We start from the raw sequence: 25,563 nt of genomic DNA, 5'->3' as shown, positions 1-25,563 counted from the left end.
GAAGCAGGAAGATCATTTTCGTTCAATAATCCGATGATTATCGAGTGGTTGGTGGTGAGCAATAAAGTCCAATTTCAGTCTCGACACATATGATGAAGCTCATCATTTAAATCCGTGGGAATTTTGGAATCACCCAACCATCCAAAAAGCTGCGAATAAGTATGATTAACCTTTTCATATGAATCATCCAAAAATCGGAATATCGTTAAAGAGATTAAGGAAAAATTTTGATGATGGTGGTGTCCATGCCAATCATCCAAGTTATACTGCTTTTGTGAGAGAAAGTTTATAATTATTAGACATCAATAGTCCAGAATTATCGCAGCATATTATAAATCTTTATCATCCAAGATTGTTAAAACAAATTCGCTCAGTTTTTATGAAAAAGAAATTGATGTGTTTTCTGAATCAAATTATTTATTACGAAGTAATTCTTATCAGGAGATTTCCAATTTAAGGAAAGAGAAAATTGGAAGGGATGTTTTAGACGTTGCTGGTGAAGTTCAGCCTAGAGTAAATGTTAGATACTGCAACAGTTATTTTACTAGTAAATTAAGAGGAGTAGGTAAAATTCAATTAAATACATATGCTGTTTATTGGGATGTTGCAGTAACTACATCAAATTGGAAAAAAGGTGTTTTCGGATGGTACAAAATTAAAGCAGATCAGCTAATTAATCAAGGATATGTAAATATTAGATATAAAAACACACCAATAAGTAGTTGGACTTACTTAAATGCGGGTGCATATAATTCTAGTTATGGGTCTAAAAAGAAAGATATTTATCTCACCATTAAGTCTTGGTACAGTGGCCCACCTGCTGTAGAATTTTTAGATGCAGATGTAGAACACAAGATTACAGATCACGGTTCGTTAGTATCCTGTACTAACATGATTTAAACAAAATTTCTTAATTTGAATGGTAAGGAAAGTACTTTTTATATTATTGGGAATAACACTAAGCACAATAGTTACTGCACAATCATTGATTTCTATTGTCGGTGATGTTTCAGATTTGAAGTCTACTGAAAAACTTATTGGAGCTTCAATATACACACCTGATTTTAGGTATCATACAAGTTCGAATGAATTTGGTGCGTTCCAGATTAATGTTCCTGACACTTGCACATATCTATTAGCAAGTTATATCGGTTTTAAACAAGATACCTTAGAAATTAATTCAACATTACATTTTTTATTAGAAGCTGAAAATTACTTAGACAGCATCTTTATTCAAGCTCCTATAATCAGACAGAAACAAGAAGTTAGCGGAAAAATTTCCATGCCTATCAGTATTGCCGAAAAGCTACCACAATTATTTGGTAGTACAGATATAATGAAATCACTTGCTTTATATCCTGGTATACAATCAGGAGTAGAAGGTACATCTGGATTATTTATTCGCGGTGGCGGTCCAGGTCAAAACCTAATTCTACTCGATGAAAATAAAGTTTATAACAATTCTCACTTATATGGATTTAGTTCAGTGTTTAACCCCAATGTGGTAAAGTCTGTAGATTTGTATAAGTCTGGTTTTCCAGCACAATATGGAAGTAGGGTCTCATCAATTTTGAGTATAAATACAATAGATGGAAATTCAAAAAAACAAGAAACGAAAATTACTGCGGGTATATTAGAATCCGGAATATCTACTCATGGTCCTATAAAAAATCTTAATGCTACTTACGTTTTTGCAGGACGAGTATTTTATCTTAGTGCATTTACATTACCTAGTTTGATTAGATATAATATTGGAAAAAACAATAGTTATAGAAATTATTTTTTCTACGATATTAATGGTAAAGTAAAATTCAAAATCGGAAAAAAGCAATCTGTCAGTCTATCGTATTTTCAAGGGGATGATAATTTTTCATTACGTGACAGATCCTCCAACGAATACTCATATGAAAGCGCTGTAAACTGGGGAAGCGAACTAATGAATATACGGTATACGAACCATGTATCTAAAAACCATTTTGTAAATTTTAATATATTGCGAAATCAATACTTGTACCAATTGCGAAATAGCACTTTATCAGGGATCGATATTGGTGAATTTAAAAACTTATCTAAGATTGTTGAATATGAAATAAATCTTAAAGCAGAATTTCGACCCAACAACAATTTGAAAATAGAATATGGTTTTAACATTACTAATCCAAGGTATTCTCCATTTGAAATAGATACCAAAATTAATTTTGCCGATACAAGCAAAACCCTTTCAAAAAAAAACTCCTCAACTTTCTATCAACAAGGATATTATGTCGACATGAATATAGCGCTGCCCAGTAACTTTACTGCAAATATTGGTGCTAGGGTTGACAACTACAATGTCCCATCTGAAACAAAATTATACTATTCTCCAAGACTTAAAATTCAGTATTATAATAAATCTCACAAATTTTCTTTCACATATGATAAGGCTTCTCAGTTTGAACATTTATTATCTGGCAATAATGGTGGTGTTCCAAGTGATATATTTATCCCAAGTCTAGAAATTAGTCCTCAACTTTCAGATCAATATGCAATAGGTTATTTCAAAAATTTCAAGAAACACAATCTTAGTCTAAATGGTGATCTATTTTTCCGAAGTTTAAAAAATCAAATCCTATACCTTCCAGATTTTTATGACCTTTATCTTGCTAATTCTTCTTTTGTTGACAACCTCATTAAAGATGGCGTCGGTAAAGTTTATGGTTTTGAATTTTTTCTTCGACAAGAAAAAACCAGGTTTCAATATTCTTTTTCTTACACTTTTCTATATAATACAAGGGTGTTTCCAGGTTTTAATGAAGGCAAAGCTTTTAATTCAGCATTTTCTAGAAAACATGATTTGCAATTAAACTTTAATTATATTCTTAAAGAAAAGCTAAACCTGAACATTAATTTTATATACTCTTCAGGCCATTATATTACGCTTCCTAATACATCATATATAGATCAAAACGGATATCCAACTGCTATAATAGATGAATGGAATGGTGTTAAAACTCGTGATTATAATAGAGCTGATATTGCAATAATATATAAATACAAAAAGAAAAAAAGAGAAGTTAAATGGAAGTTTGGCATTTATAATCTCTATGCATATCAGAACCCAATGTTTTACGAATACACTTTTATTGGTACGTTTAGAAATGAAAACGGTGTATCTAAACCGGTAGAATCCCAGTCTGTAATATATGGTCAATCTAATTTTATTTTAATACCCAGCATATCATATGAAACAAAGTTTTAAATTATTATCAATCATTATTTTACTTATAAGTTGCGGAAAGATTTATGATTTGGATATTCCTGAAAAAGAACCAGAACTAGTTGTTGAGTCATTTATTTCCGCTCAGAAAGGTGTAAAAGTTTATTTAACGAGTACTTATCCAGTTGGCACAAAGTTTAAGGACTTTAGTAGTTATGGGATTTCTAATGCTAGGATATTACTTTACAATTCTAATAACATAAAAGTTGACTCTTTAATTGAATCTCAAAATGGAAAGTATAGTTCTTCTTCGCCTATTGTACTTGATATTACTGAAAGTTATAGACTAGAAATTAGTCATGATAATTACCCGACCGCAACAACTGCTTGGGTTGATATTCCCAAACCGTTTAAAAAAATTGACACTACTTATCAAATTTTTAACGATACCATTGTTGTTGATTTATCACTGACACATTCTAATGAAGACATGTCAGATTTTTCCTTTGGTTTTGATTTGGGAGCAAACCCACTTAACTTTAAATATTTACCAACAAGTAATCCGAATATTGAAAACTGTCAGACAACACGATTCTCATACAAGAACTTATCTGTTTATAATAAAGATTGTTTCATTGGAAATGTAGTTGAGTTTCAAGAAAGAACAATTTCAAATGGAAACAGTGACGAAATATTATATTTTATTGGGCTTATTAGCCCAGAAGCTAGAATCTATTACCGCTCTATTAATAACCAACCTAGCGAATTTGAACAAATTGTTTCAAGCCCAATAATTACAAAGGGGAATATCATTAATGGAGAAGGAGTGTTTTATGCTATTTATGAATATGAATTAAACATTAAACTATAAAATTAAGTATAGGATACGCTTGAGAAGCTCTCCAGGAATAGTCAATTCATTTGAGGAATATCCTTTTATTTTTGTTGCTGAAGAAATCTCGACCTGAAGTACGAGGTCTAGGAGGTAAGGCTAGATTGATAGTTGGGGATAGGGAGTCTGCTTTATTTATCAGTTGAAAATTTTTAAAAAAAAGTAGTTAAACAATTAAATCAGAGTATCCAAAGGAGCTCGGGTTTTAACCCGAGAAAGGTTAAGGAAAATCTTTCACTAAAGTACGAGGTCCTATGAGCACTACAACTAGTTTGTTAAATTGATATTAGAACTTTGAGTATTAACCCTAAGAAATATCTATCACTTCCCTTACTTTTCAAGCATTTCTAAGATTAGGTCATACAAGGTTTCGAATGGAATTACTTCTAGGTCAATGTTGGGGTAAGAAAGTTCGAAAGGATACTCTTCTAGTCGTTGTCGATATTTTTTTTCATTCACATCAACCTTTATTATCAATATACTTTCATCAACCCGAAAACCACATTGATAGCCTCAGCTTGAGGTGAGACCAACAGTGGTTTCCCCTTATTTCTAAAGCATATCTAAGACTAGGTCATACAAGGTTTCGAAAGGGATTACTTCTAGGTCAATGTTGGGTAAGAAAGTTCGAAGGGGTGTTCTTCTAGTCGTTTTCTATATTTTTTCACACAACGTTCCCAGCGGACAGGGTGGTAATTAGCATCAGGAAGTTTCGCTAGCATTTTAATAAAGCAATTCGAACGGAAAGCATCGGATGGTCCTGAGTAACCTAATGATTCAGCTGCTAGGTCTTCAGTTTTACATGTGCCATTTGCTACATTTTGATAGAACTTCCCAATTTTTGTTGTTGGATCTTTACTTCATTAATTAATTTCGACTTTATACATCTCCTGAAACCGCTTTAAATAATTTTAAGAAAATGTTAGATAATGTGAAAGATCAGTTAAAATCTGGAAAAACATTGGACAAAATTACTTTTATTGTTTATTAATTGGAAAGCATGTTTTATAAAATACTGAATGAGTTTGATTCTAAAATAGTGGGAAAGAATTATCCACAAATTGCTACTATGGTAAAAGGTTATGACTATAATAAACCCGATTCTGTTTGGCACTTTAGACAAAATCAAGTTACACCAAATCTTAATTACTTTCAATTAGAAAAAAGCTCGAAACTTACAAACGTTATGAGTGAAGGACTAATTGGTGGATCTACAATATTTATAGATGACCTTGGTTACAAAATCTTTAGTAGTTTTAATTTTAGCGAGCATCAACATTATTTAGCAAAATTGATTACAACTCATTATGAACCAAGTGTTTGTCTAGACTGCCACGTACTTGTTTTTCCTTTTCATAAATTTAAAAATCGGAGTGATCTTAACTTGTCAGAATCAAGGTTTTACATTATTGACCACAACAAGGGCGACTTGGAAATTGATATTAATGTGAAAGGTGCTACACTGGAAGATTTGAAAGATATTTCAATTCTGAATGAGAACGGTATTCTAAACTTAGAATCAGGACAAAATTTAAGAGCAAGAAAAATATTCATTCGAAAGGAGAAAGCTTATGATATCTTTGATATTCCAATTTTAGAAATGTCGGGAAGGTATTGTAATGAACTTGTGAAGAAGGATATAGAAGAAAGTGGAATTACAGGCATAAGATTTGAAGAAATTCCTTGGCTAGAATACGCTTAAGATGAAATCAATAGAATATACAATAAAGAGTTTTCTTGAAAGAATTGCATTATTAGATTTTGCTGAATATTTTTGTGATAATTCATTTTCTACGGAAGATAGTATTACCAGGATTCATGCCATAGAAATTGCAAGTCTATGGTATGAATCTTTTCTTAACGGAAGTGATGGGAAGCAACAAAGTGAAGATTTTAAAAATGAAGTGGTTACGCGGTTAAAAATTAAAGAAAGTAGATATAAAAGTACCTATGATTTCTTTCAGCAGTACGCAGCAATGTGCAATTATACTCAGATTATGGAACACAAGTTCCATTGTGCTCTTTATGGTGTCTATCGACATATTCTTCAAGAAGATGTCAGCATAGATCCATTCGATGCAGAAATAGATGAATATATTAGAAAGCACATTTCAAAGAATAAGGAAGGAAGGTTGCAGTTTTGTATTAAGTTAGATGGGTTAAATTCAACAATTGTTAAGCTTCCAGATCAGTTCTATTCTTGGACAGAATATGGAGATATGTTAATATTTGAATATTAGTGCATTTTCCCCTCCAACTACGAAAACCACATTTGATAGCCTCCCGCTGGTGATCGGACAAGCAACTGAATGTGTAAGACCATCAAGTTGTTTTTATGCTCACAGGAGCCCCGCAGAAAATGCGGGACAGGCTTTGGGTTTTAACCCTAGAAATAGATTGGAAAATCTCGCACTGAAGTACGAGGTCCTATGAACACTACAACAAGTTTGTTAAATTGATATTAGAACTTTGAGTATTAACCCTAAGAAATATCTATCATTTCCCTTACTTTTCAAGCATCTCTAAAACCAGCTCATACAACGCTTCGAAAGGAATAACTTCTAGATCTATGTTGTGGTAGGAGAGCTCGAAGGGATGTTCTTCGAGTCGTTGTTAGGGACAGTAAGGAAATAAATATTCATACCTCGTTTATCCTTGGAAATGAAAGCATTTTATTCAGAAATAGTATATGTTTGATCTTGTAAATTATTGATTAATAGAAGTATGTAAGATTATGTTTATTTATTTATACAAATAACTGTGGCGGTAATATTTTGTGTTTTGTTATATTCTTCCAGACTTGAGTTGCATATATTTGATATAAATCAGAAAATCGAGAAGAAGAAATAAAAAAGAGCCCACGATCACCTATCGAAATAGGATACGCAGACTCCGTCGTTGTTGACTGCAAATATAGGGTTTTTTCATTTCATTTTTCTTGGGTAGAAATGCAATTTTGCTAGCCGAAAGACTACCTAAAAAAGGAGTAGGGCTTATTTTATAAATTTTTAAGGAATGAAAAAGTTTATTTATTTTTTTATGTATTTTGGATTTGGGCTTTTGATAGTCTCATGTCAAAAGGAAGAAACTATTGATGAATCGATTAAAGATTTTTTTATCGAATATGATTTTAATTTTGGAATTGCTAATATTATCTCTGCTACGGATAAACAAATATCTAGAGCACAAGATATAAACTCATCAATATACTCTCAGAATAATGTATATGATGCGATGTTTCAAGAAGTAATAGTTAGTAAATCATCACAAATTTTGGAGACAGATGTTTCTGGTACTATCAATTTTATAGAAGATCATATGAATTTGAATAAAGAAAATTTTAAATATTGGACTGGTGGGAAAGTACAAATGAGTGAACAACAAAATATCCTATTTAATGAAATTTCTAATTTCTTATTGAGCATGCCTTCTAAATCGGAAGTAGATTTAAAATTATTTACAATTTATGTAAAGTACAATGCAAGTTTTGAAAAAGAGGGATTAAGACAAGTATTGTCAATTGCGCGAGCGTCTTATTTACAAGCTAGTCTTGAATTTCAGGACTACGTTAACTCATTTGAGGGTTCTAATTCCGAAAGTTCAAACAGATCTTATAACAGTTGTATGAGAGACAATGTAGTTGGAGGAATAGTTACAGGTGCTGTTGGAGGGGGAATTTCTGCTTGCATTTTCTCTGGTTGCACTGGAGCAGCCCCAGCTGCATTAGTTGGGGGAGTAGTTGGTGGAGTTCTTGGAAGCATTTGGGGAGCAATAACATGTTAGAAATGAAGTATATATCATTAAAGTCAGTTTTGAGTGGATTAATTATGTTTGTGGTGTATCATGCTTATTTTCTTTTCAAGAGTTCAAATCATTATAGTAGCAAATATGTCTATCTTCTTGTGATTTTGTCATTTGTACTTTTCCAAATTGGAGGAGTTATAATTTCTATTATGACGATAAACAAATCAAAAAAGAAGAAAGAGTAAAATGTAGTAAATCAAAATTAATTGATGCTTTCTTGGCTAATGGACTATATGGCAATTTAAATTGAGCATTTTAGAATGATAATAGAGTTGTTGTTGCAAGACCTGCCTTCATCGCTTGTGTAATCGCAGTTGGTGGTGCATTTCTTCTTTCAAGAATAAGAAGATTTTGTGGTAATCAATGTAATGTTTAAAAAAGTAGGAGGTGCATTTTATATGCACCTCTTTTAAAAAGTTGATCATGAAATATATTATTAGTTTTTTATTTGTTTTTTCAAATTTAACAATCTTTGGGCAATTCTATACCAGTTCGCAGTTCAGCTTTACCTCAATCCAGAGTGTTGAAAATTATAAAACAAATATTCCACTGGAAAGCACTTTAAGTTTTGAATTAGGATATAGATTAAAGAAGTATTCTTTCGATTTACTTATTACTGATACAGAATACAGGGTTTTTGACAATTCTACGCCTGTCAATTTTCTTACAGAATATGGGCTGCTTTTTAGCGGTATACAAACATCGCAGTTATCACCAAATAATTAGTTAAAGTATGGATTTGGTGTAATTCAATCATTCTACGCTGATCAGCCAATTTCTTCTCAAAAAGGGAGTCGAACAGGTATAATCTTTCAACTCAAGTATGATCTAAAGTTTACCGAATGTGCTTCTTATGGTCTATTTTTTAGATCTTCTAGAGAACTTTGGAATCATAATTTAAGTGAAAACCAGTTTAAAATATTGAAGCAATCTCTTGACATAGGAGTTACAGTTAACTTAAATCATGCTTTTAAAAATAAATTCTGTAGGCAATAAATAAATTGAAACAAATGGGTATTTTAAAGTATTGATGCTTTAATATATAATTCGAGCGGAGTTGCAAACTCCTCACAGTTTACAGGAAGTGAAGTTCTTTATGATGCTGCAACTGGAGCACTCACAGCATCAATTGGTTTATAATAAAAAATTATGATTCTACAATTAACTATTATGTCTTTGGAATTTTTAATATCTCGAATTTTTATTATTCTTGGAGTTCTTTTATTCTTTTGGATAGGGAAGTATATTTTTAAAAAGGTATTCCCAGATAGATAATAAGATTTAAGAGGCAGGGTGTCATCCAAATGGAATGGCTCCCTGCATATTATGTTTATTGAAATGATTTATTACTAATGCTCATATTCTTTAGACCTCCCTTGTTTTGATTCGAGCGGAGTTTCCGAACTCCGTTTCGAAGATCTAATGCAATAATATATGAGACTCAAAAAGGAGTTACCAACTCCTTATAGCGGTTAAACCGAGGAACACAACGCTGAGTTACAAACTCCTTGCAGCGGTTTTCGCATCAACCTCTATTATCAACCCTTTCATCAACTTTCTTCAACCAGAAAACCACATTTGAGACCATCAAGTGGTTTTTGGTCCCCCCTCACTTCTCCAGCATTTCGATAACCAGATCATACAGTGTTTCGAAAGGGATTACTTCTAAGTCAATGTTGTGGTAGGAAAGTTCGAAGGGATGTTCTTCTAGTCGTTGTCGATATTTTTTCACATACCGCTCCCATCGGATGGGGTGATAGTCGGCATCAGGAAGTTTTGCTAACATTTTAATGAAGCAATTCGAACGAAAAGTATTGTCGCTTCTTAAGTATCGGTGACTATACATGTTCAAGGCATCTAGCTTGTCTATGATTTCGCCATATTTTTTATTCTGAACAAGAAGGATCATCTGGATGATAAGGATGGAAATATTAACACCACGCTTATCTTTCGAGAAAATAGGGGTTTCATTTAGAAACCTACCCAGTCTGAATTTCCTTAAGGGCTTTTCTTTGGATTTAGAGGGGTCTATTTTTCCAAGTTCTATCAAAAAATGGAAGTAGGCTTCTTTAATCTTAAAGAGTTGCACAATTATGGGATGCGCTTTTTCGAAGTTAGGTGAATTAAAAACAATGGTAAGGATGTCATAAGTGTCAAGATATCGTTCTGTATTAATGTATAATGAGCTTAGGTAGTTATAAGTAGAATACCAATTGGTTGTATTGGGTCGAGAAATTTTATTAAGCATTATAAAATAATTCTCAGCACTTTTATAATCTTTCAACATAAAGTAAGCAAGGCCAGCACGGATTTTTATCATAAATTCCGCATCCATGGAGTTAATACCTTGTTTTTTAAAAAAATGTAAAGCTTCGTCTGCCAAGGTAATTAATTCCGTATATTTTCTGGTTTCAAGAAAAAAATTGATTTGATACAAGTAAGCGAAAAGATTGTATCGATAAGTATGGATTTCTTTTTGAGTCTTCCTTATAGTATTTATGTTTTCGGCATGTTCATGCAATTTTTTTTCATTTAATCCAGTACCACTTTTAGATAATTCCATGTCAAAGATGGCTTTAAGTTCTCGAATGTCATTTTCGGCAATCATTGCTTTCAAGTAGTAATTTTTGAATTTTTTATATTTATTGTATTTTGATTTATCAAAGGCTATAGCTGCATAGTGATCGGTAAGGATCGATGCTAATAGATAATTTAGATCTGTGAAACCATATTTTTTAGAAACCTTGATCGTTTTATGAGCTAAATCAATAGCAATATCTCTTTTTCTACTTCCTATTAAAAGTCTAATGGCAGAATAATTTTTAAATGCATTTTTAGCAGCAGTTAAGGAATCACTATATAAAGAACTCGATTGGTCGATAAAGAAAACTGAGTTAACCATTCGATTAAAAAGGTCACTTTTTAAATTATTGTAATTTTTGTCGGTTGGTCCTGAATACCCTAATGATTCTGCTGCTTGCTCTTCAGTTTTAAAAGTACCATTGGATACATTTTGATAGAACCTCCCAATTTTTGTTGTTGGATTTTTTACTTCATCTATAATTTCAACTTTATAAAGCTTTTGTTTTGTAATTAAATCGGCTAATGAAATGATTGTGTCTAACATTTATTATGATTGTAATATTATAACGTTATGATTAATAGAAGTATGTAAATTATATATTTAATTATTATATTAATAGCTATGGCGGTAAAATACGTAGTTTGTTATTTGTTTTATGCGAAAAGCGGCTTGTATTTGTAATAAATCAGTTCGGATTTATAATAAAATTTGAGAAAAGGTAATAAAAAAGAGCTGGGGCAGTTATTGTTGGATTTGGAGCAGTTGGATGTGCAGCTGGTTAAAAAACATATGAAATGAAATTAATAGATATCTTGTTTTTAATTGTTGCAATTTGTATTGTAATAAGAGTATCCATTGTAAGTGAGGATATAGTTTTTAGGGTATTAATTTATATTCTTTTTATAATTGGATTATTTAGTAAGTATCTCCTTTATAAGAAGAATTCAAATTGACACCACATTGATAGCCTCAGCTTGAGGTGAGACCATCAGTGGTTTCCCCTTATTTCTTCAGCATCTCTAAGACCAGCTCATACAAAGTAAGACCAGCTCATACAAAGTTTCGAAAGGGATTACATCTAGGTCAATGTTGGGGTAAGAAAGTTCGAAAGGATGTTCTTCGAGTCGTTGTCGATATTTTTTTCATTCACATCAACCTTTATAATCAACCTTTCATATACTTTCATCAACCCGAAAACCACATTGATAGCCTCAGCTTGAGGTGAGACCATCAGTGGTTTCCCCTTATTTCTTCAGCATCTCTAAGACCAGCTCATACAAAGTTTCGAAAGGGATTACTTCTAGGTCAATGTTATGGTAAGAAAGTTCGAAAGGATGTTCTTCGAGTCGTTGTCGATACTTTTTCACATATCGCTCCCATCGGATGGGGTGATAGTCGGCATCAGGAAGTTTTGCTAACATTTTAATGAAGCAATTCGAACGAAAAGTATTGTCGCTTCTTAAGTATCGGTGACTATACATGTTCAAGGCATCTAGCTTGTCTATGATTTCGCCATGTTTTTTATTCTGAACAAGAAGGATCATCTGGATGATAAGGATGGAAATATTAACACCACGCTTATCTTTCGAGAAAATAGGAGTTTCATTTAGAAACCTGCCCAGTCTGAATTTCCTTAAGGGCTTTTCTTTGGATTTAGAGGGGTCTATTTTTCCAAGTTCTATCAAAAAATGGAAGTAGGCTTCTTTAATCTTAAAGAGTTGCACGAGTATGGGATGCGCTTTTTCGAAGTTAGGTGAATTAAAAACAATGGAAAGGATGTCATAAGTGTCATGATATCGTTCTGTATTTATATATAAAGAGCTTAGGTAATTATAGGTAGAGTGCCAGTTAGTGGTATAAGGTCGAGAAATTTTATTAAGCGTAATGAAATTATTCTCAGCACTTTTATAATCTTTCAACATAAAGTAAGCAAGGCCAGCACGGATTTTTATCATTAATTCCGCATCCATGGAGTTAATACCTTGTTTTTTAAAAAAATGTAAAGCTTCGTCAGCCAAGGTAATTAATTCCGTATACTTTCTGGTTTCAAGAAAAAAATTGATTTGATACAAGTAAGCGTAAAGATTATATCGATAAGTATGGATTTCTTTTTGAGTCTTCCTTATAGTCTTTATGTTTTCGGCATGTTCATGCAATTCTTTTTCATTTAGTCCGGAGCTACTTTTAGATAAGTCCATATTGAAAATAGCTTGTAATTCTTGAATGTCATTTTCGGCAATCATTGCTTTTAAGTAGTAATTTTTGAACTTTTTATATTTCTTGTATTTTGTTTTATCAAAGGCAATGGCTACATAGTGGTCAGTGAGAATTGAGGTTAGTAAATAATTTAGATCTGTAAAGCCATACTTTTTTGAAACCTTGAAAGTTTTATGTGCAAGATCAATCGCAACCCCTCTTTTTCTACTTCCTATTAAAAGTCTAATGGCAGAATAATTTTTAAATGCGTTCTTAGCAGCGGTAAGAGAATCACTGTATAAAGAGTTAGACTGATCTATAAAGAAAATAGAATTGATGAGCTTGTTGTATAATCGATTTTTTAGTTTTTTAAGTCTGCTAATGTGTTCTAGAGACCCATAAAGTGAGATTGTTGCAGATTTTTCATCTGTTATTTTTCCATTATTGATTTCATTGTATAACTTAGAGAGCAGGTTTTCAGAATCATCTAGCTCATCAACAACCTCAATCTGATGAAGTTTTTGCTTACTTAATAAGTCGATAAGTGATATTAGTTCTTCCATCTTTGATTGTTACAGATTGATAATCAGTATTGTATAAATTATAATTTAGAATTAGCGTGCTATTTAGGTAGTCCTAGTTTATAATATATTGTTATAGTTTGTAATATAAATATAAAATATATTTGTATTGTACTTAACATACAGCACCTAATTGCAACTTTGACAGTGATAATACATTGACTTAGAGTTGATTGTATTATGGTGAAGTATTAAAAATTATATAAATGATTGTCCTCAAAGGAGGCTTTCTGTTATATTTTTATCGATACCTAGTAGGTAACTTTGTTTTATTAATTAAACAAAATAAAAATTACTTGCTATGGATTTTTACGAAATGATGTCTATGATGTTCTTCTCTACTTCAATTGTTGACGATAGTGGAGGATTCTAGATTAAAAAATACGAAATACACTTAAGAAATATATTCTATTGTTCTCATTTTAGGTTTTAAGGGTGTTAAATGGCTTGGCTCTCCTCTCTCCAGAGGAGGGTCATTCCTTTTTTAGGGAGGATCGTAAAGGCCGAAGATATTTATAAGTCCATGGTCTAATTATTCTTAAAGGAAATTCACTCGATCTTTGTTCTCGTTCTTTCCAAATCGGCCTAAAGTATAAGCTCCTATAGCTACACCAGACTCAATAATCATAAGTCCGTAAATAATTTAATAATCTGAAACTCTGACCTATAGTCGGCCTCATTATGATCAGGGGTTTGAAAGGAATGCTGCATCACAGCCACAAAACTTCTAATAGCCGGCATGATTGCCAGCGGATTCTTTACTTGCTCAAGCAAAACTATAATGTCAGATTGAATATTCTGAAATGTTGTAAGCCCAAAACATTCTTAGGCTTCTGCTGGTAATCGGACAAGTACTAGAGGTGATACTATTAAGCTTTTCTCAATGATCTTGGTTTCTGGATATCAAAACTGGATCATGCATCTCCCACTCTGTCAGTGCATTAAATATTTTAAGTTTGGAAAAATCCGAAATGTCTTCCGCTTTAATCGATCGAGGAATTATTTTTCCTTCCTTAATTAATTTCGCCCTAAAAGTACCCTCGAGTAAAGGCTTTGCTGGTGTGTACCACCTTCCATTTTGTAGAAATGCTAGATTCGCATAGTAAGAATCGGTTATAAAATTGTCTTTGACAATAATGATATCATCAGCTTCCTCCCTCATATTATATAAGGAATCTAGGGCAGATCGATCCAATGATTTTTCTGAATAGCTAATTTCATTTGCATTTACAAGTTTAAAAGTTCTCGGATTTCTAAAGTGATACTTTTCAAAAGTTATTTCTTGTATCAATCGACCATAAACCACTCTGCACTTAACGATTCCATCTTGAAATTCATCAGGAACATAGATGAAATCCCGAAGGTCTATATCTCGGATCTCATGAAAATGACGATTTCGAACACGATTCATCCTATGGTTGTGTCCATCCAGATTGATCCTTCGACCATTATTAATTTTAATTGTTTCTAAAAACAGGGACATAAATCTTATCTATTAGTTCTGAGTATTCACTATTGAGATCACTCATAAAAGTGATACCACCACCACTTCTATAGAAATATTGGTCACCTTTCTTTTCTATAAATCGAATCATCACTCCAGCATCCAGCGTGACTCCATTATAATAACCCATTATACCAGTATAGTAACCTCTTTTCTGGTTTTCAGCAGCTTGAATAATTTCTACTGTTTTCTTTTTCGGCGCTCCAGAGATGCTTCCAGCGGGTAGAATTTTTTCTAGAATACTCCCAATTTCATTGTGCCACTCAGAGGAAAGGTCTCCCTCTATCTTACTTGATAACTGATAAAGCACTTGATTGTTAGACGCGATGGTTTCTAAATATCTAAACTTACTCACCCGCACATTATCTGCAACAATGGAAAGGTCGTTTCGTATTAAGTCAACAATAGTATAATGCTCAGAAAGTTCTTTTTCGTTCGCTATTAATTTCTCTGCGGCGTTCGGTATATTCGCATTAGCCGTACCTTTCATCGGATAACTAGATATGATATCATTGTCAATTTTAATAAAAGGTTCCGGCGAAAAACATACAAATTCATCCTTGAAAAATAACTTATACTTTGCTTTAGAATTGAGAAAAATATCAAACAAACTATTATTTAGTTTAATTTCTGTTGCACTTGTAAGATTAAGGAGAAATGTGTTTCCGTATTGCAATTCCTTATAAACCAGATCGAAGGATTTTTTATAATCCATAAACGGAATTCTCCCTTTCTCTAGTTTAATGTTCGCTTGTCCATAGGGGATATGGTGATTCTTAACGCCATTCACATCGAAAAAGACATCATCTAATTCATCAAGCTTGAAAACGTTAATGTTTTCTAACTCGAAGTCTATCATAAAGAAAAATGGTGTCCTACTTGCACCAAGGTGATTCATTTTTTCGAATCCAGCTATTTCAGTCAATTTATTTTATGCAATTGAGATGAATTAAAACACGAATTTAGCATTAATATCGAAGCTTAATTCCAGCGGACATTGATAATTGCTAGATTTTAATAAACGAATAGGTTCCTTTTTCAGAGTGTATGAAATAAATACCATTCGGAAGGAAGGCCACATCTAAGTGATGAATGTGATCACTAGACGCTTTTATCCCAATTTTTCTTGTGATATCTTCTCCCATTTCATTGTATATACGAAACCAGTTCAACTTGCCTTTAATGCTTATCATTTCAGAAGAAGGATTAGGATAAATTTCTACAACGGTCCTTTGATTATTGTTATCTATAAGAATAATTTTTGAATAGGAAAACTGACCATTAAGATCTGTTTGTTTAAGTCTATAATAGTTTATTTCATGGTTCAGGTTTCTATCGATTGTAGTGTACGAATTGTCTTGACGATAGTTGCCTTGACTATTAACAGTAGCAAGAAGTGCCCAGTTTTCTTGGTCAATGGATTTTTCCACCTCAAAAAAATCATTATTGATTTCCGAGGCAGTCACCCAGTTGATTTCATTATGATTTTCCATTTTTTGACCAGAGAAAGATATATATTCTACTGGGAGTGCAGTCTGGTCTTGGTCTATGGTTGCCAATGTAAATCTTACGCTGTCCGCAATCTCAGTAATGCCCAAAAATGCGTATTGGTTTCCTCCTATAGACGTGGCTCCACTAATCGGAGTTTCATCCGAAAAAATACCATCATTGTCTGTATCTATTAATAACCTAAGATCGCTAGCTATTATTCCTCCTAGATTAGATAAATCCCATGTCAAATCTACTGCTCCTACATCTATCGAAGTTTGACTTCCATTTACTTCACTGACTCTCCATTCTCTCTCGAAACGGGCATCTATTCCAAAGGGAACATCTGAGTTGTTGTTTGCCACTTGGGTTTTATTATTGTGGCCCCATATAAGATATTCATCATCATTCAAGTCTGTAGGATTAGATATTCGTAATATGGAACAAGCTTTCGCATTATCTACGATAGTACTTGCATCTATTCTACCGATTCCTGTAACGTCAAAATCATAATCTCCATTCGTGCTATTATCTTGAACATATACATCATTCATTCCCAGTGGAATATTATATTTTGCTGATAAATAGTTAGAAACTAATATGTGCTCTAGACTATCTAAAGAATAATTAAATTGAATGACTTCTGCATAATCCGCTCCTAGATAGGTGCCATAGTTCGCATTAAGTGCGCCCAGAACAAGATCTTGATCACTATCTATAATAGAAGTGGATGTTTCTGAAGCGATGGCAGAAATATTTCCATTGCTATACATTCTGCTTCTTTCTGTCAATGGTTGGCTCCCATCGAAATCAAGACTTAAGATATAATTATTATTATTTGAGTAAGTAGTAGAACCAGAACTAAATCGATTATTTGCTGTATTTATATCAGTGTAAAGTCTAGAATTGGTGTAAAAAAACCAAGTATAGGCATAATCAATATTGGTATTATAAGTTATTCGTTTTCCAAGAATTCCTCGAGGTGCAGAGGTAAGATTTCTAGGTCTCACTACTGCATAGTAGGTAAGCCCTGAACTTCCATCCAGAATCGCTGCATCAGAAATATATAATTGGTCATTCGTACCATCTAATCTCACAACTGGTTGGCCGTTAAGATTACTGCTTTCTAAATATACAGGTTGCAAAGAGGCGGTAGTTTGTTCAGCATCGTTCATGTTTCCAGAAACATCCTGCCATTCGGACACGAAGGAACTATCTGCTTGTTGAATTTTATCGGCACGAAGCCAAAGTCCATTATTTAGACTGTTTCCTACGCCTGCTGGTCCATCTTGTGCTATGAGGTAAAAGGGCAAAAGAAAGGCGAATACTAATGGGTAGTTAGAAATTCTCATAAAAAGGTGTTATTTTAATATAAGACCCAATTAGAAAAGTAATACCCCACCAGAATGTGGAATTTAACTTTTAAAAAACATTTATAAACCCTGATTTTGAGCAATTCGAAATGAAACCATCCTTTTAATGAGGTCATATGGGATGGCACTGTCTAGGGGAAACTGTACAGAACCTTTTCCTTGTTTATATTTTGAAAGTTCTTCTGCGAAGGCCTCATGACCCTGGGGCGTTGCATAAAATCCGATGTGTTTTTTATATCCTGCATAATAGACTAGAGGCTTTTTATTTAGCTTATATGCTGGCATTCCGTATGAGATAGATTCTTCAGCATAAGGAGCAAGTTCAATAATAATACTTCTAATCTGACGCAGTATTTCTTGAACTTCTGCGGGAAATTGACCAATATATGCTGTCACGTCTTTCATTGATAATATTTTTTGTTCCACGTTATAAAAATACCTAAAGGGAAATTAAATTTCGCATCTGGAAATGATATTATTCCTTCCATTTTATAACATAATTAGACGTATCCAACTTAAAATAACTGGTGTCAATACTACCTTTAATTGTATTCCCCATTCCATTTATAAATTGACCTAAACCCATAAATCTTTCATATTCATCTATGGAAGCAGCTCCGACGATCGTCTTGCACTTATCCTTATCAGAAAGGGTAGTAATCAGCAATGTTTCGAAGGGTAGGCCCCAAGTTATCGGTTTCAATTCTTCAGGAAGCCCATTTTTCGAAATGATCACTTTACTTTCTTTATGTTCAGCTGTGATTTTTTCTACTTGCACGATTCGGTCTGAGTAGAGGTGGGCAACTAAAGTAATTTTCAGAAGGCATAAAATGAATATAGAGGCGATGGCATATAGTCCCATTCGATTCCCTTTTATGACATCGAATAGTAAGGGAATAGCAACGAAAAATGCAAGAGGCATATAACTCGCCTCGGCATAGAAGATCGCCATAGAATCTCGATTCGTTACGTTATATATGAGTAATAATGCAAACGTAAAGCAAACTAAGAGTAATGATTTATAATATTTTTTTTGCCTTATTAAGACAATGAATGAAATTAAAAAAGTAACGGAATATAACAGCAAGTCTTTGTATAGCCAGTGAATAAAATCGCTAAAGGACTCGCTTTGAAAAACCTGAAATTGATAAGTTTTTATGTTGGCCATTAAGCCTTCGAACTTCATAGCGTCGTACCAATTAGGGAAAAGCATGGACTTAAGGAAGAAGATAACAACACAGATTAGTGGAAAGATCACATCCCGTGTTGTCCATTTTACTTCTGATAATAGATACAGTAGACCGAAGATTAAGCAAATCAGACTTTGTGGATGGTAAAAAGATAAAATAATACTGCCGATCATAGTTGTAAAAACAGATAGTGACCATCGTTCTTTTCGGTAGAAGTTCATGGTGATGGCAAGGATCAGAACACAAAGTGAAATCGCTTGGAGAATTTCTGAAGCACACCAGAAAAAGGAATGGCCAGTGAGCAAGGCAATTGTTACGGGAATAACAAGAGCGTATCTTACATCACTTGCAAGGTACCGAGTGAGTCCATAAACAAGGAGATGAAATAAAGCATAAGATGCTGAAAATAGCACCATAATTATAGGTAAAGAGGCGCCTGACTTTACGGCTAATAATGGCAGAACTCTAATCGAAATCGAAGGCCAGCGATCGACCATAATTGTTATAGACTTTTCGTGAATAAGGAGAAAGGTCTGAAAAGCATTATCGAGAAAAATAATGCGTTCCTTGAAAAAATAGATAGAAAGAATAAGTAAGAAAAATAGAAAGAAACCACCTAAATGGTAACCATACCTTTTCAAGGTCAAATGATCAAGATTTAAAGACATGGATAAGCAGTTTTATATATTATGAGTGAAAGTTAACGCTCAACGCTATTACACCGTAATAATTTTTTATATTCATTCCTTCAAAGTTAAATATAAAATATGATCAAGCTATATAAGTCTTTTTTAATCATTTTCGCAATCGTAACCTTTAGTTCCTGTGATAAGGATGTTACGGTGATAGAAGAAGAAGGAAGACCTCATTCTCCATGGGTTTTTCGTTCGGTAATGGATGAAATGCCAAGAGCAATTACATTCGCATTAGATGATGATCTGTGGGTGTCTTATTCTGCAAAGAATGCCTCATTATATAAGGCATGGAAAGGATCTGTCGATTTTTCCGGAGCGGTATATACGCAAGCACATGGACCACAACCTAAGGTTATAGGAGATGCTTACATCGATAATAAGTACGAACATCCATGGCGGATTAAATCAGGTGGTGAAATTACTGAAGTGATGGCAGCTTATAAAGGTCACAAAATGGTAGGAGATCAAGCGACCATGATGTATGAAATAACGACGCCTAATAATCAGGTTATTAAAATTACCGAAACGCCAGAAGCTATAAAACTTCCTGATGGAAAAGTTGCATTTGAAAGGGTATTCACACTGGATGGTGTTCCATCAGGCGTGGAAGTTGGGCTAAGGTCCAATTTTAGTTCTATTCTTATTCCGAGTAATGTTACTACAGATGGAAAGCTCGAAGTGATCGAAAGTAAAGATATTAAGAAAGGAATTGTTACTTCTTTAGAACTAGATGGAATCGTATGGATGAAGTCTGATGGACCGACTTCCCTTACCGTCGATTTTGTAACAAAGCCGATGATCGAAAATAAGCTGTACAAGAAAAAGCCAGGAGCGGAAACTGCAAATGAAGGTTTGACCTTGATTTCTAAAAGTGACTGTAGAACTTGTCATAATATATCAGCGAAGACGGTGGGACCTTCTTATAAAAGTATAGCAGCAAGATATACAGCAACACCAGAAAATTATTCTTACCTGAAAAATAAAATTAAGACTGGAGGAAATGGTGTGTGGGGAGAACAAGTGATGACTCCTCACCCGAATGTGTCGGATGATGATCTTCAGAAAATGGTAGAATATATCGTAGGGTTAGTTCCGGAATCTGAAAAAGCAGCGAGTGCAGCACAAAGCGAGATTGCTAAGGAAGATTATATGAAAGCATCAGATATTAGTGAAAACAATCTAATATTAGGAGCTAAAGTTAAGGTGTTTAATGCTAGTCCTGGAATTTCATTGATACCGGATTATCGAACATTAAGTAAACCAGTCATGGGTGGAATTATGCCAAGTCTTGGTAATATTTCAGATACTAAATTTGTGGACTTAGGAGATAATTTTGTTCTGATTGCTGATGGCTATTTAAATATCGAAAAGGATATGCAGGCTACTTTCAGAATGTGGAGTGATGATGGTTCTAAGCTATACATAGATGATAAATTAATAGTGGATCACGATGGTCCACATGGAGTGGAAGGAAAAGAAGCAAATGTGGCTTTAAATAAAGGCTTTCATGCTTTCAGAATCGAGTACTATAATGGAGAAGGTGGTAAGTTTTTATCGTTTAACTGGAAACCTGAAGGTGCCGGTTCTTTCGAACTTGTTCCAGCAGCTGTTATCTATCACGACCGAACAAAAGTAAATGATATTCAGGGGCTTTCTTTACCGATGTCAACCGTAAATGCAATCCCGGGAGATAAATCTGTTCTGAATGGAGTGCATCCTAGTTTCGATCTGAGTCAAGCAAGACCTGGATCTTTTCAGCCTAAAGTAGGTGGGATGGATTTTCTTCCAGATGGCAGACTTGCTGTCAGTACTTGGGATGAAGAAGGTGGCGTTTATTTAATCACGAATCCTGAATCGGGTAACCCATCCGAAATGTCTGTTAAGCAAATTGCAGGAGGGCTTGCTGAGCCTCTGGGTCTGAAAGTGGTAGATGGAGTGATTTACATTATGCAGAAACAAGAACTAACGAAGTTAGTAGATACGAATGGAGATGATATTATAGATGAATATATCACTGTTTCTAACGACTGGGATGTTTCCACGAATTTTCATGAATTTGGTTTCGGATTAGGTTATAAAGATGGTAATTTTTATGCAACTTTAGCAACGGCTATTCTTCCTGGTGGAGCAAGTAGACAACCTCAGATTCAAGATAGAGGAAAAGTAATTAAAGTTAATAAAGAGACAGGTGAGCTCGAGTTTATTGCTCAAGGGTTAAGAACTCCGAACGGTATAGGAATCGGTGTTGATAATGAATTCTTCATTGCCGATAACCAAGGTGATTGGCTTCCTTCAAGCAAAATTCTTCACTTATCAGAAGGTGACTTTTTCGGAGGTCGGTCCGTGGATTTCGAAGGAACAGCAAACTTAAAGGAAAAACCACCTGTAGTTTGGCTACCACAAGATGAAATAGGAAATTCTCCATCTACTCCTACGTATATCAATGTGGGACCTTTTAAGGGACAGATGTTACATGGAGAAGTAACACATGGTGGACTTAAGCGGGTCTTCGTGGAGAAAATCAATGGAGAATATCAAGGAGCGGTATTTAGATTTACCCAAGGACTGGAGGCTGGAGTAAACAGAGTGGTTTGGGGTCCAGATGGTGCATTATATGTAGGTGGAGTAGGAAATCCTGGAAACTGGCAGAATGTGGGGACCAACTGGTTCGGAGTACAACGTCTTGAATACAATGAAAAATCCACCTTCGAGATGTTAGCAGTGAGGTCGAAGTCGAATGGTATAGAAATAGAATTTACTGAAGCGCTTAAAGAAGGTGATGGCTGGAAAGCGTCAGATTATGATATCAAGCAATACTATTATAAGCCGACCGTAGAATATGGTGGTCCTAAATTAGATCAAAGAACGCTTCCGATTAGATCGGTAAATGTTTCAGCTGATAGGAAGAAAGTATTTTTGGAGTTATCTGGGATGAAGAAAGGTCATGTGATTTATGTTCACTTGAATAATATGTTTATTAGTGAAATGGGACATGAGCTTTGGTCGACGGATGCTTGGTACACAATGAATAATATCTCTACGACTCCAGGTGAAAGAACAAAGCCAACATACGTTGCTACGGACAATACACTTTCTCCATCTGAAAAAGAAGCTGGATGGGAATTGTTATTTGATGGTCAGAGTTTAGATGCTTTCAAGGGTTACCAAAAAGATAAGCCTGGATCTAGTTGGATCGCTAAAAATGGGATGATCACTTTAACGGTGCAGCCTAATGATGAAGGAAAATTAAAAGTTGTGGATGGCGGAGACCTGATGACTAAGGATACCTACAAGGATTTTGAATTTACGGTAGACTGGAAAATATCCAATTGTGGAAATAGTGGTATTATTTATTATATCCATGAGTCGGATGAATACAATAAGACTTATAGAACAGGACCAGAAATGCAGATTCTTGATGATATCTGTCATCCAGATACAAAGTATCCTACGCACCGAGCTGGAGACCTATATGATATGATAGAAGGAAAGTACAAAACGGTGAAACCTGCAGGCGAATGGAATACTGCTCGGATTGTATCTAAAGACGGGAAAGTAGAGCAATGGCAGAATGGAAGAAAAGTGGTAGAGTTTACTATGTTTGATGAGCAATGGAAAACCATGATTTCCAATTCTAAATTTAAGGACTGGAAAGGTTTTGGAACCTATAACGTAGGGCATATTGCTTTCCAAGATCATAGTAATGAAGTTTGGTTTAAAAATATTAAGGTTCGTAAACTATAAAGACTAGTAGGATAGTTAATTATATAAAGAAAATTCTAAATAAAGATGTCAAGAAAAATTAGAATGGGAATGGTCGGAGGTGGCCGTGGAGCATTTATCGGAGGAGTTCATAGAATGGCTGCAGCAATAGATGGTCAGATAGAATTAGTGTGTGGTGCGTTTTCAAGCAATCCAGAGAAATCGAAACTTTCAGGTCAAGATTTTTATCTTCCAGAAGATAGAGTTTATGGTTCTTACGAGGAAATGATATTGAAAGAAAAAGAATTACCGGAAGATATCAGAATGGATTTTATTTCTATTGTCACACCGAATCACATGCACTTTGGTCCAGCTAAGATGGCACTAGAGAATGGTTTTCACGTGGTATGTGATAAGCCTTTATCCTTCGATATGGCGGAAGCAAAGGAGTTAGTAGAATTGGTAAATAAGACGGGGTTAATATTTGCATTGACCCATAATTATACTGGATATCCGATGGTGAAACAAGCGAGGATGATGGTGAAGAATGGAGATATCGGAGAAGTTAGAAGAATAGTAGTGGAATATCCACAAGGATGGTTGAGTACTAAAGTGGAAGATGATGTAGATAACAAGCAGGCATCATGGAGGACAGATCCGAAACGATCAGGTGCAGCCGGAGCAATGGGCGATATTGGAACACATGCAGAAAACCTGGCGGAATACATTTCTGGCTTGGAAATTTCAGAAATGTGTGCTGATCTGCACACTCATATTAAAGGCAGATTATTGGATGACGATGGAAGTGTGTTGTTAAGATTTAACAATGGCGCTAGAGGGGTATTGTACGCTTCGCAAATATCAGCTGGAGAAGAAAATGCATTGACCATTAGAATATATGGAACAAAAGCTGGGCTGGAATGGCATCAGATGGAGCCTAATTCATTATTGGTTAAACACCTGGACAAGCCAACCGAGTTGATGCGAACTGGAGTGGGGAATTTATACCCAGAATCGACAGCACACACAAGAATTCCTGCAGGGCACCCTGAAGGATATTTAGAAGCATTTGGAAATATTTATCGTAACTTTGCTAAATGTGTTCAAGCTAGGTTAGCTGGAACAGAGGTGGATCCGATTTATAAGGACTTTCCATCAGTAGAAGACGGTTTAAGAGGAATGCAATTTATAGAAGCTGTTGTTGCATCTTCGAATAGTAATGAAAAATGGTATAAATTATAAAAATATGAGAAATATTATTATCCTATTATTTGCAATTGTAAGTGTTGCATGTGCTCAAAACAAAGAAGTTGTAACGACTGATGAAGGACAACATTTCGGAGAAATGATGGATGGTTCAGGTGCAATTACTTATGATGAATTGCTTGCGCAGTTAGAGTCGAAAGATGAAGTTGATGGTGTGAAAGTTATAGGGAAAGTAGAAGGAGTATGTCAATCGATAGGTTGCTGGATGAATATTGTTTCGGAAACAGAAGGAGCTGAGCCAATGTTCGTTAAATTCAAGGATTATGGATTCTTTATGCCAAAGGATATTGCTGGTGAAACTGTAATTCTAAGAGGAAAAGCGTATAAAGAAGAGACTTCAGTAGACGAGTTACGTCACTATGCAGAAGACAATGGAGATTCTAAAGAAGTAATAGAAGCGATTACTGAACCTAAGGTAGAGTTGAAGTTTATGGCTGATGCGGTAATTCTGAAGTGAGTATAATCTATTCTATTGACCTTATCGGGACATTCGTTTTCGCGATAAGTGGCGTAATGACTGGAATTTCGAAGAAATTTGACATCTTCGGTACGTTAGTGCTTGGGTTTGTTACAGCTATTGGTGGAGGTACATTGAGGGATATGCTTACAGGTGCATTGCCTGTAGCTTGGATTCAAGACATCAACTATGTGATTTTAATTATTGCAGCTCTTCCTATGGTGTATTTATTTCAAAAGCAAATATTGAAACTAAGGAAGACGATGTTCCTATTTGATTCTATAGGAATAGGATTGTTCACTGTCTTAGGTGTTCAGAAAACTTTAGCGCTTGGCTTATCACCGATCATCTGTATTTTAATGGGTGCGATCGGTGCCGTATTCGGTGGTGTACTAAGAGATACCTTATCTAATGAAGTTCCATTAATATTCAGGAAAGAAATCTATGCAACGGCTTGTTTGCTGGGAGGAACGATTTTCTACTTTTTACTTCAATTAGCAATACCAATTTATGTTGCACAGTCGATTTCGATATTTATTGTGATTTTGATTAGAATTCTTGCGGTTAGAAATCATTGGTCATTAAATTTTAATAAGTAGTAGTTTCTTGTTGAGAATCTATGACTTAAGCAATGT

Annotated in this window: 19 protein-coding genes; 11 read left to right on the top strand and 8 right to left on the bottom strand. The window is 34.3% G+C overall.

What is annotated here, in order from left to right:
* The first annotated feature begins 396 nt into the window (after nt 1–396).
* The 3 genes from L2586_RS23340 to L2586_RS23330 are packed head-to-tail and all read left to right on the top strand — an operon-like array spanning nt 397 to nt 4,067.
* Nucleotides 397–900: a hypothetical protein gene (locus L2586_RS23340; RefSeq protein ID WP_235295420.1), complete on the top strand. Its 504-nt coding sequence runs from the start codon at nt 397–399 to the stop codon at nt 898–900.
* A gap of 19 nt (nt 901–919) precedes the next feature.
* Complete coding sequence (locus L2586_RS23335) at nt 920–3,238, top strand: TonB-dependent receptor (RefSeq protein ID WP_235295419.1); 2,319 nt, start codon at nt 920–922, stop codon at nt 3,236–3,238.
* Nucleotides 3,222–4,067: a DUF4249 domain-containing protein gene (locus L2586_RS23330; protein WP_235295418.1), complete on the top strand. Its 846-nt coding sequence runs from the start codon at nt 3,222–3,224 to the stop codon at nt 4,065–4,067. Before L2586_RS23335 ends, L2586_RS23330 begins: the two co-directional genes overlap by 17 nt.
* Nucleotides 4,068–4,418: 351 nt before the next feature.
* Here L2586_RS23330 and L2586_RS24575 read toward each other — a convergent pair whose 3' ends face one another.
* Nucleotides 4,419–4,547, bottom strand: coding sequence for a hypothetical protein (locus tag L2586_RS24575; RefSeq protein WP_262914216.1), 129 nt, complete (start codon nt 4,545–4,547; stop codon nt 4,419–4,421).
* 541 nt (nt 4,548–5,088) lie between these two features.
* Here L2586_RS24575 and L2586_RS23325 point away from each other — a divergent pair.
* The 4 genes from L2586_RS23325 (at nt 5,089) to L2586_RS23310 (ending at nt 8,618) form a co-directional block, all read left to right on the top strand.
* Complete coding sequence (locus tag L2586_RS23325; RefSeq protein ID WP_235295417.1) at nt 5,089–5,790, top strand: hypothetical protein; 702 nt, start codon at nt 5,089–5,091, stop codon at nt 5,788–5,790.
* 1 nt (nt 5,791) lies between these two features.
* On the top strand, nt 5,792–6,328 hold the full coding sequence (locus L2586_RS23320; protein ID WP_235295416.1) for a hypothetical protein: 537 nt from the start codon (nt 5,792–5,794) through the stop codon (nt 6,326–6,328).
* A gap of 775 nt (nt 6,329–7,103) precedes the next feature.
* A complete protein-coding gene (locus L2586_RS23315) occupies nt 7,104–7,871 on the top strand; it encodes a hypothetical protein (RefSeq protein WP_235295415.1) in 768 nt (255 codons plus the stop codon).
* Between the two features lie 444 nt (nt 7,872–8,315).
* Entirely contained in the window at nt 8,316–8,618 is a 303-nt protein-coding gene (locus tag L2586_RS23310; protein ID WP_235295414.1) for a hypothetical protein, read from the top strand.
* An 883-nt stretch (nt 8,619–9,501) separates the two neighbouring features.
* On the opposite strand, the gene L2586_RS23305 is transcribed toward L2586_RS23310, so the two are convergent.
* From L2586_RS23305 to L2586_RS23275, 7 genes are all read right to left on the bottom strand, one after another.
* Nucleotides 9,502–11,019, bottom strand: a complete 1,518-nt coding sequence (locus tag L2586_RS23305; protein WP_235295413.1) for a hypothetical protein — start codon at nt 11,017–11,019, stop codon at nt 9,502–9,504.
* Nucleotides 11,020–11,720: 701 nt separating this feature from the next.
* Complete coding sequence (locus L2586_RS23300) at nt 11,721–13,235, bottom strand: hypothetical protein (protein WP_235295412.1); 1,515 nt, start codon at nt 13,233–13,235, stop codon at nt 11,721–11,723.
* Between the two features lie 898 nt (nt 13,236–14,133).
* Nucleotides 14,134–14,736: an aminotransferase class IV gene (locus L2586_RS23295; RefSeq protein WP_235295411.1), complete on the bottom strand. Its 603-nt coding sequence runs from the start codon at nt 14,734–14,736 to the stop codon at nt 14,134–14,136.
* Complete coding sequence (locus L2586_RS23290; RefSeq protein WP_394804431.1) at nt 14,711–15,655, bottom strand: aminodeoxychorismate synthase component I; 945 nt, start codon at nt 15,653–15,655, stop codon at nt 14,711–14,713. The genes L2586_RS23295 and L2586_RS23290 overlap by 26 nt, the downstream gene beginning before the upstream one ends.
* A 109-nt stretch (nt 15,656–15,764) precedes the next feature.
* On the bottom strand, nt 15,765–17,597 hold the full coding sequence (locus L2586_RS23285) for a T9SS type A sorting domain-containing protein (protein ID WP_235295409.1): 1,833 nt from the start codon (nt 17,595–17,597) through the stop codon (nt 15,765–15,767).
* A gap of 81 nt (nt 17,598–17,678) precedes the next feature.
* Complete coding sequence (locus tag L2586_RS23280; protein ID WP_235295408.1) at nt 17,679–18,023, bottom strand: iron chaperone; 345 nt, start codon at nt 18,021–18,023, stop codon at nt 17,679–17,681.
* Between the two features lie 70 nt (nt 18,024–18,093).
* Entirely contained in the window at nt 18,094–19,476 is a 1,383-nt protein-coding gene (locus L2586_RS23275) for a hypothetical protein (RefSeq protein ID WP_235295407.1), read from the bottom strand.
* A 99-nt stretch (nt 19,477–19,575) separates the two neighbouring features.
* Between L2586_RS23275 and L2586_RS23270 the strand changes: the two genes are divergently transcribed.
* The 4 genes from L2586_RS23270 to L2586_RS24740 are packed head-to-tail and all read left to right on the top strand — an operon-like array spanning nt 19,576 to nt 25,527.
* On the top strand, nt 19,576–23,247 hold the full coding sequence (locus tag L2586_RS23270) for a family 16 glycoside hydrolase (RefSeq protein WP_235295406.1): 3,672 nt from the start codon (nt 19,576–19,578) through the stop codon (nt 23,245–23,247).
* Between the two features lie 45 nt (nt 23,248–23,292).
* The gene (locus L2586_RS23265) at nt 23,293–24,447 is read left to right on the top strand and encodes a Gfo/Idh/MocA family protein (protein WP_235295405.1); all 1,155 of its coding nucleotides are present in this window, start codon (nt 23,293–23,295) and stop codon (nt 24,445–24,447) included.
* Nucleotides 24,448–24,451: 4 nt separating this feature from the next.
* Nucleotides 24,452–24,928: a DUF4920 domain-containing protein gene (locus L2586_RS23260; protein WP_235295404.1), complete on the top strand. Its 477-nt coding sequence runs from the start codon at nt 24,452–24,454 to the stop codon at nt 24,926–24,928.
* On the top strand, nt 24,925–25,527 hold the full coding sequence (locus L2586_RS24740) for a trimeric intracellular cation channel family protein (RefSeq protein WP_235295403.1): 603 nt from the start codon (nt 24,925–24,927) through the stop codon (nt 25,525–25,527). Before L2586_RS23260 ends, L2586_RS24740 begins: the two co-directional genes overlap by 4 nt.
* Nucleotides 25,528–25,563 lie beyond the last annotated feature (36 nt).

It is taken from the genome of Portibacter lacus (assembly GCF_021533215.1).
Lineage (GTDB): Bacteria > Bacteroidota > Bacteroidia > Chitinophagales > Saprospiraceae > Portibacter > Portibacter lacus.
The sequence above is the reverse complement of the archived record's forward strand: the minus strand, read 5'-3'. Positions and strand labels throughout refer to the sequence as shown.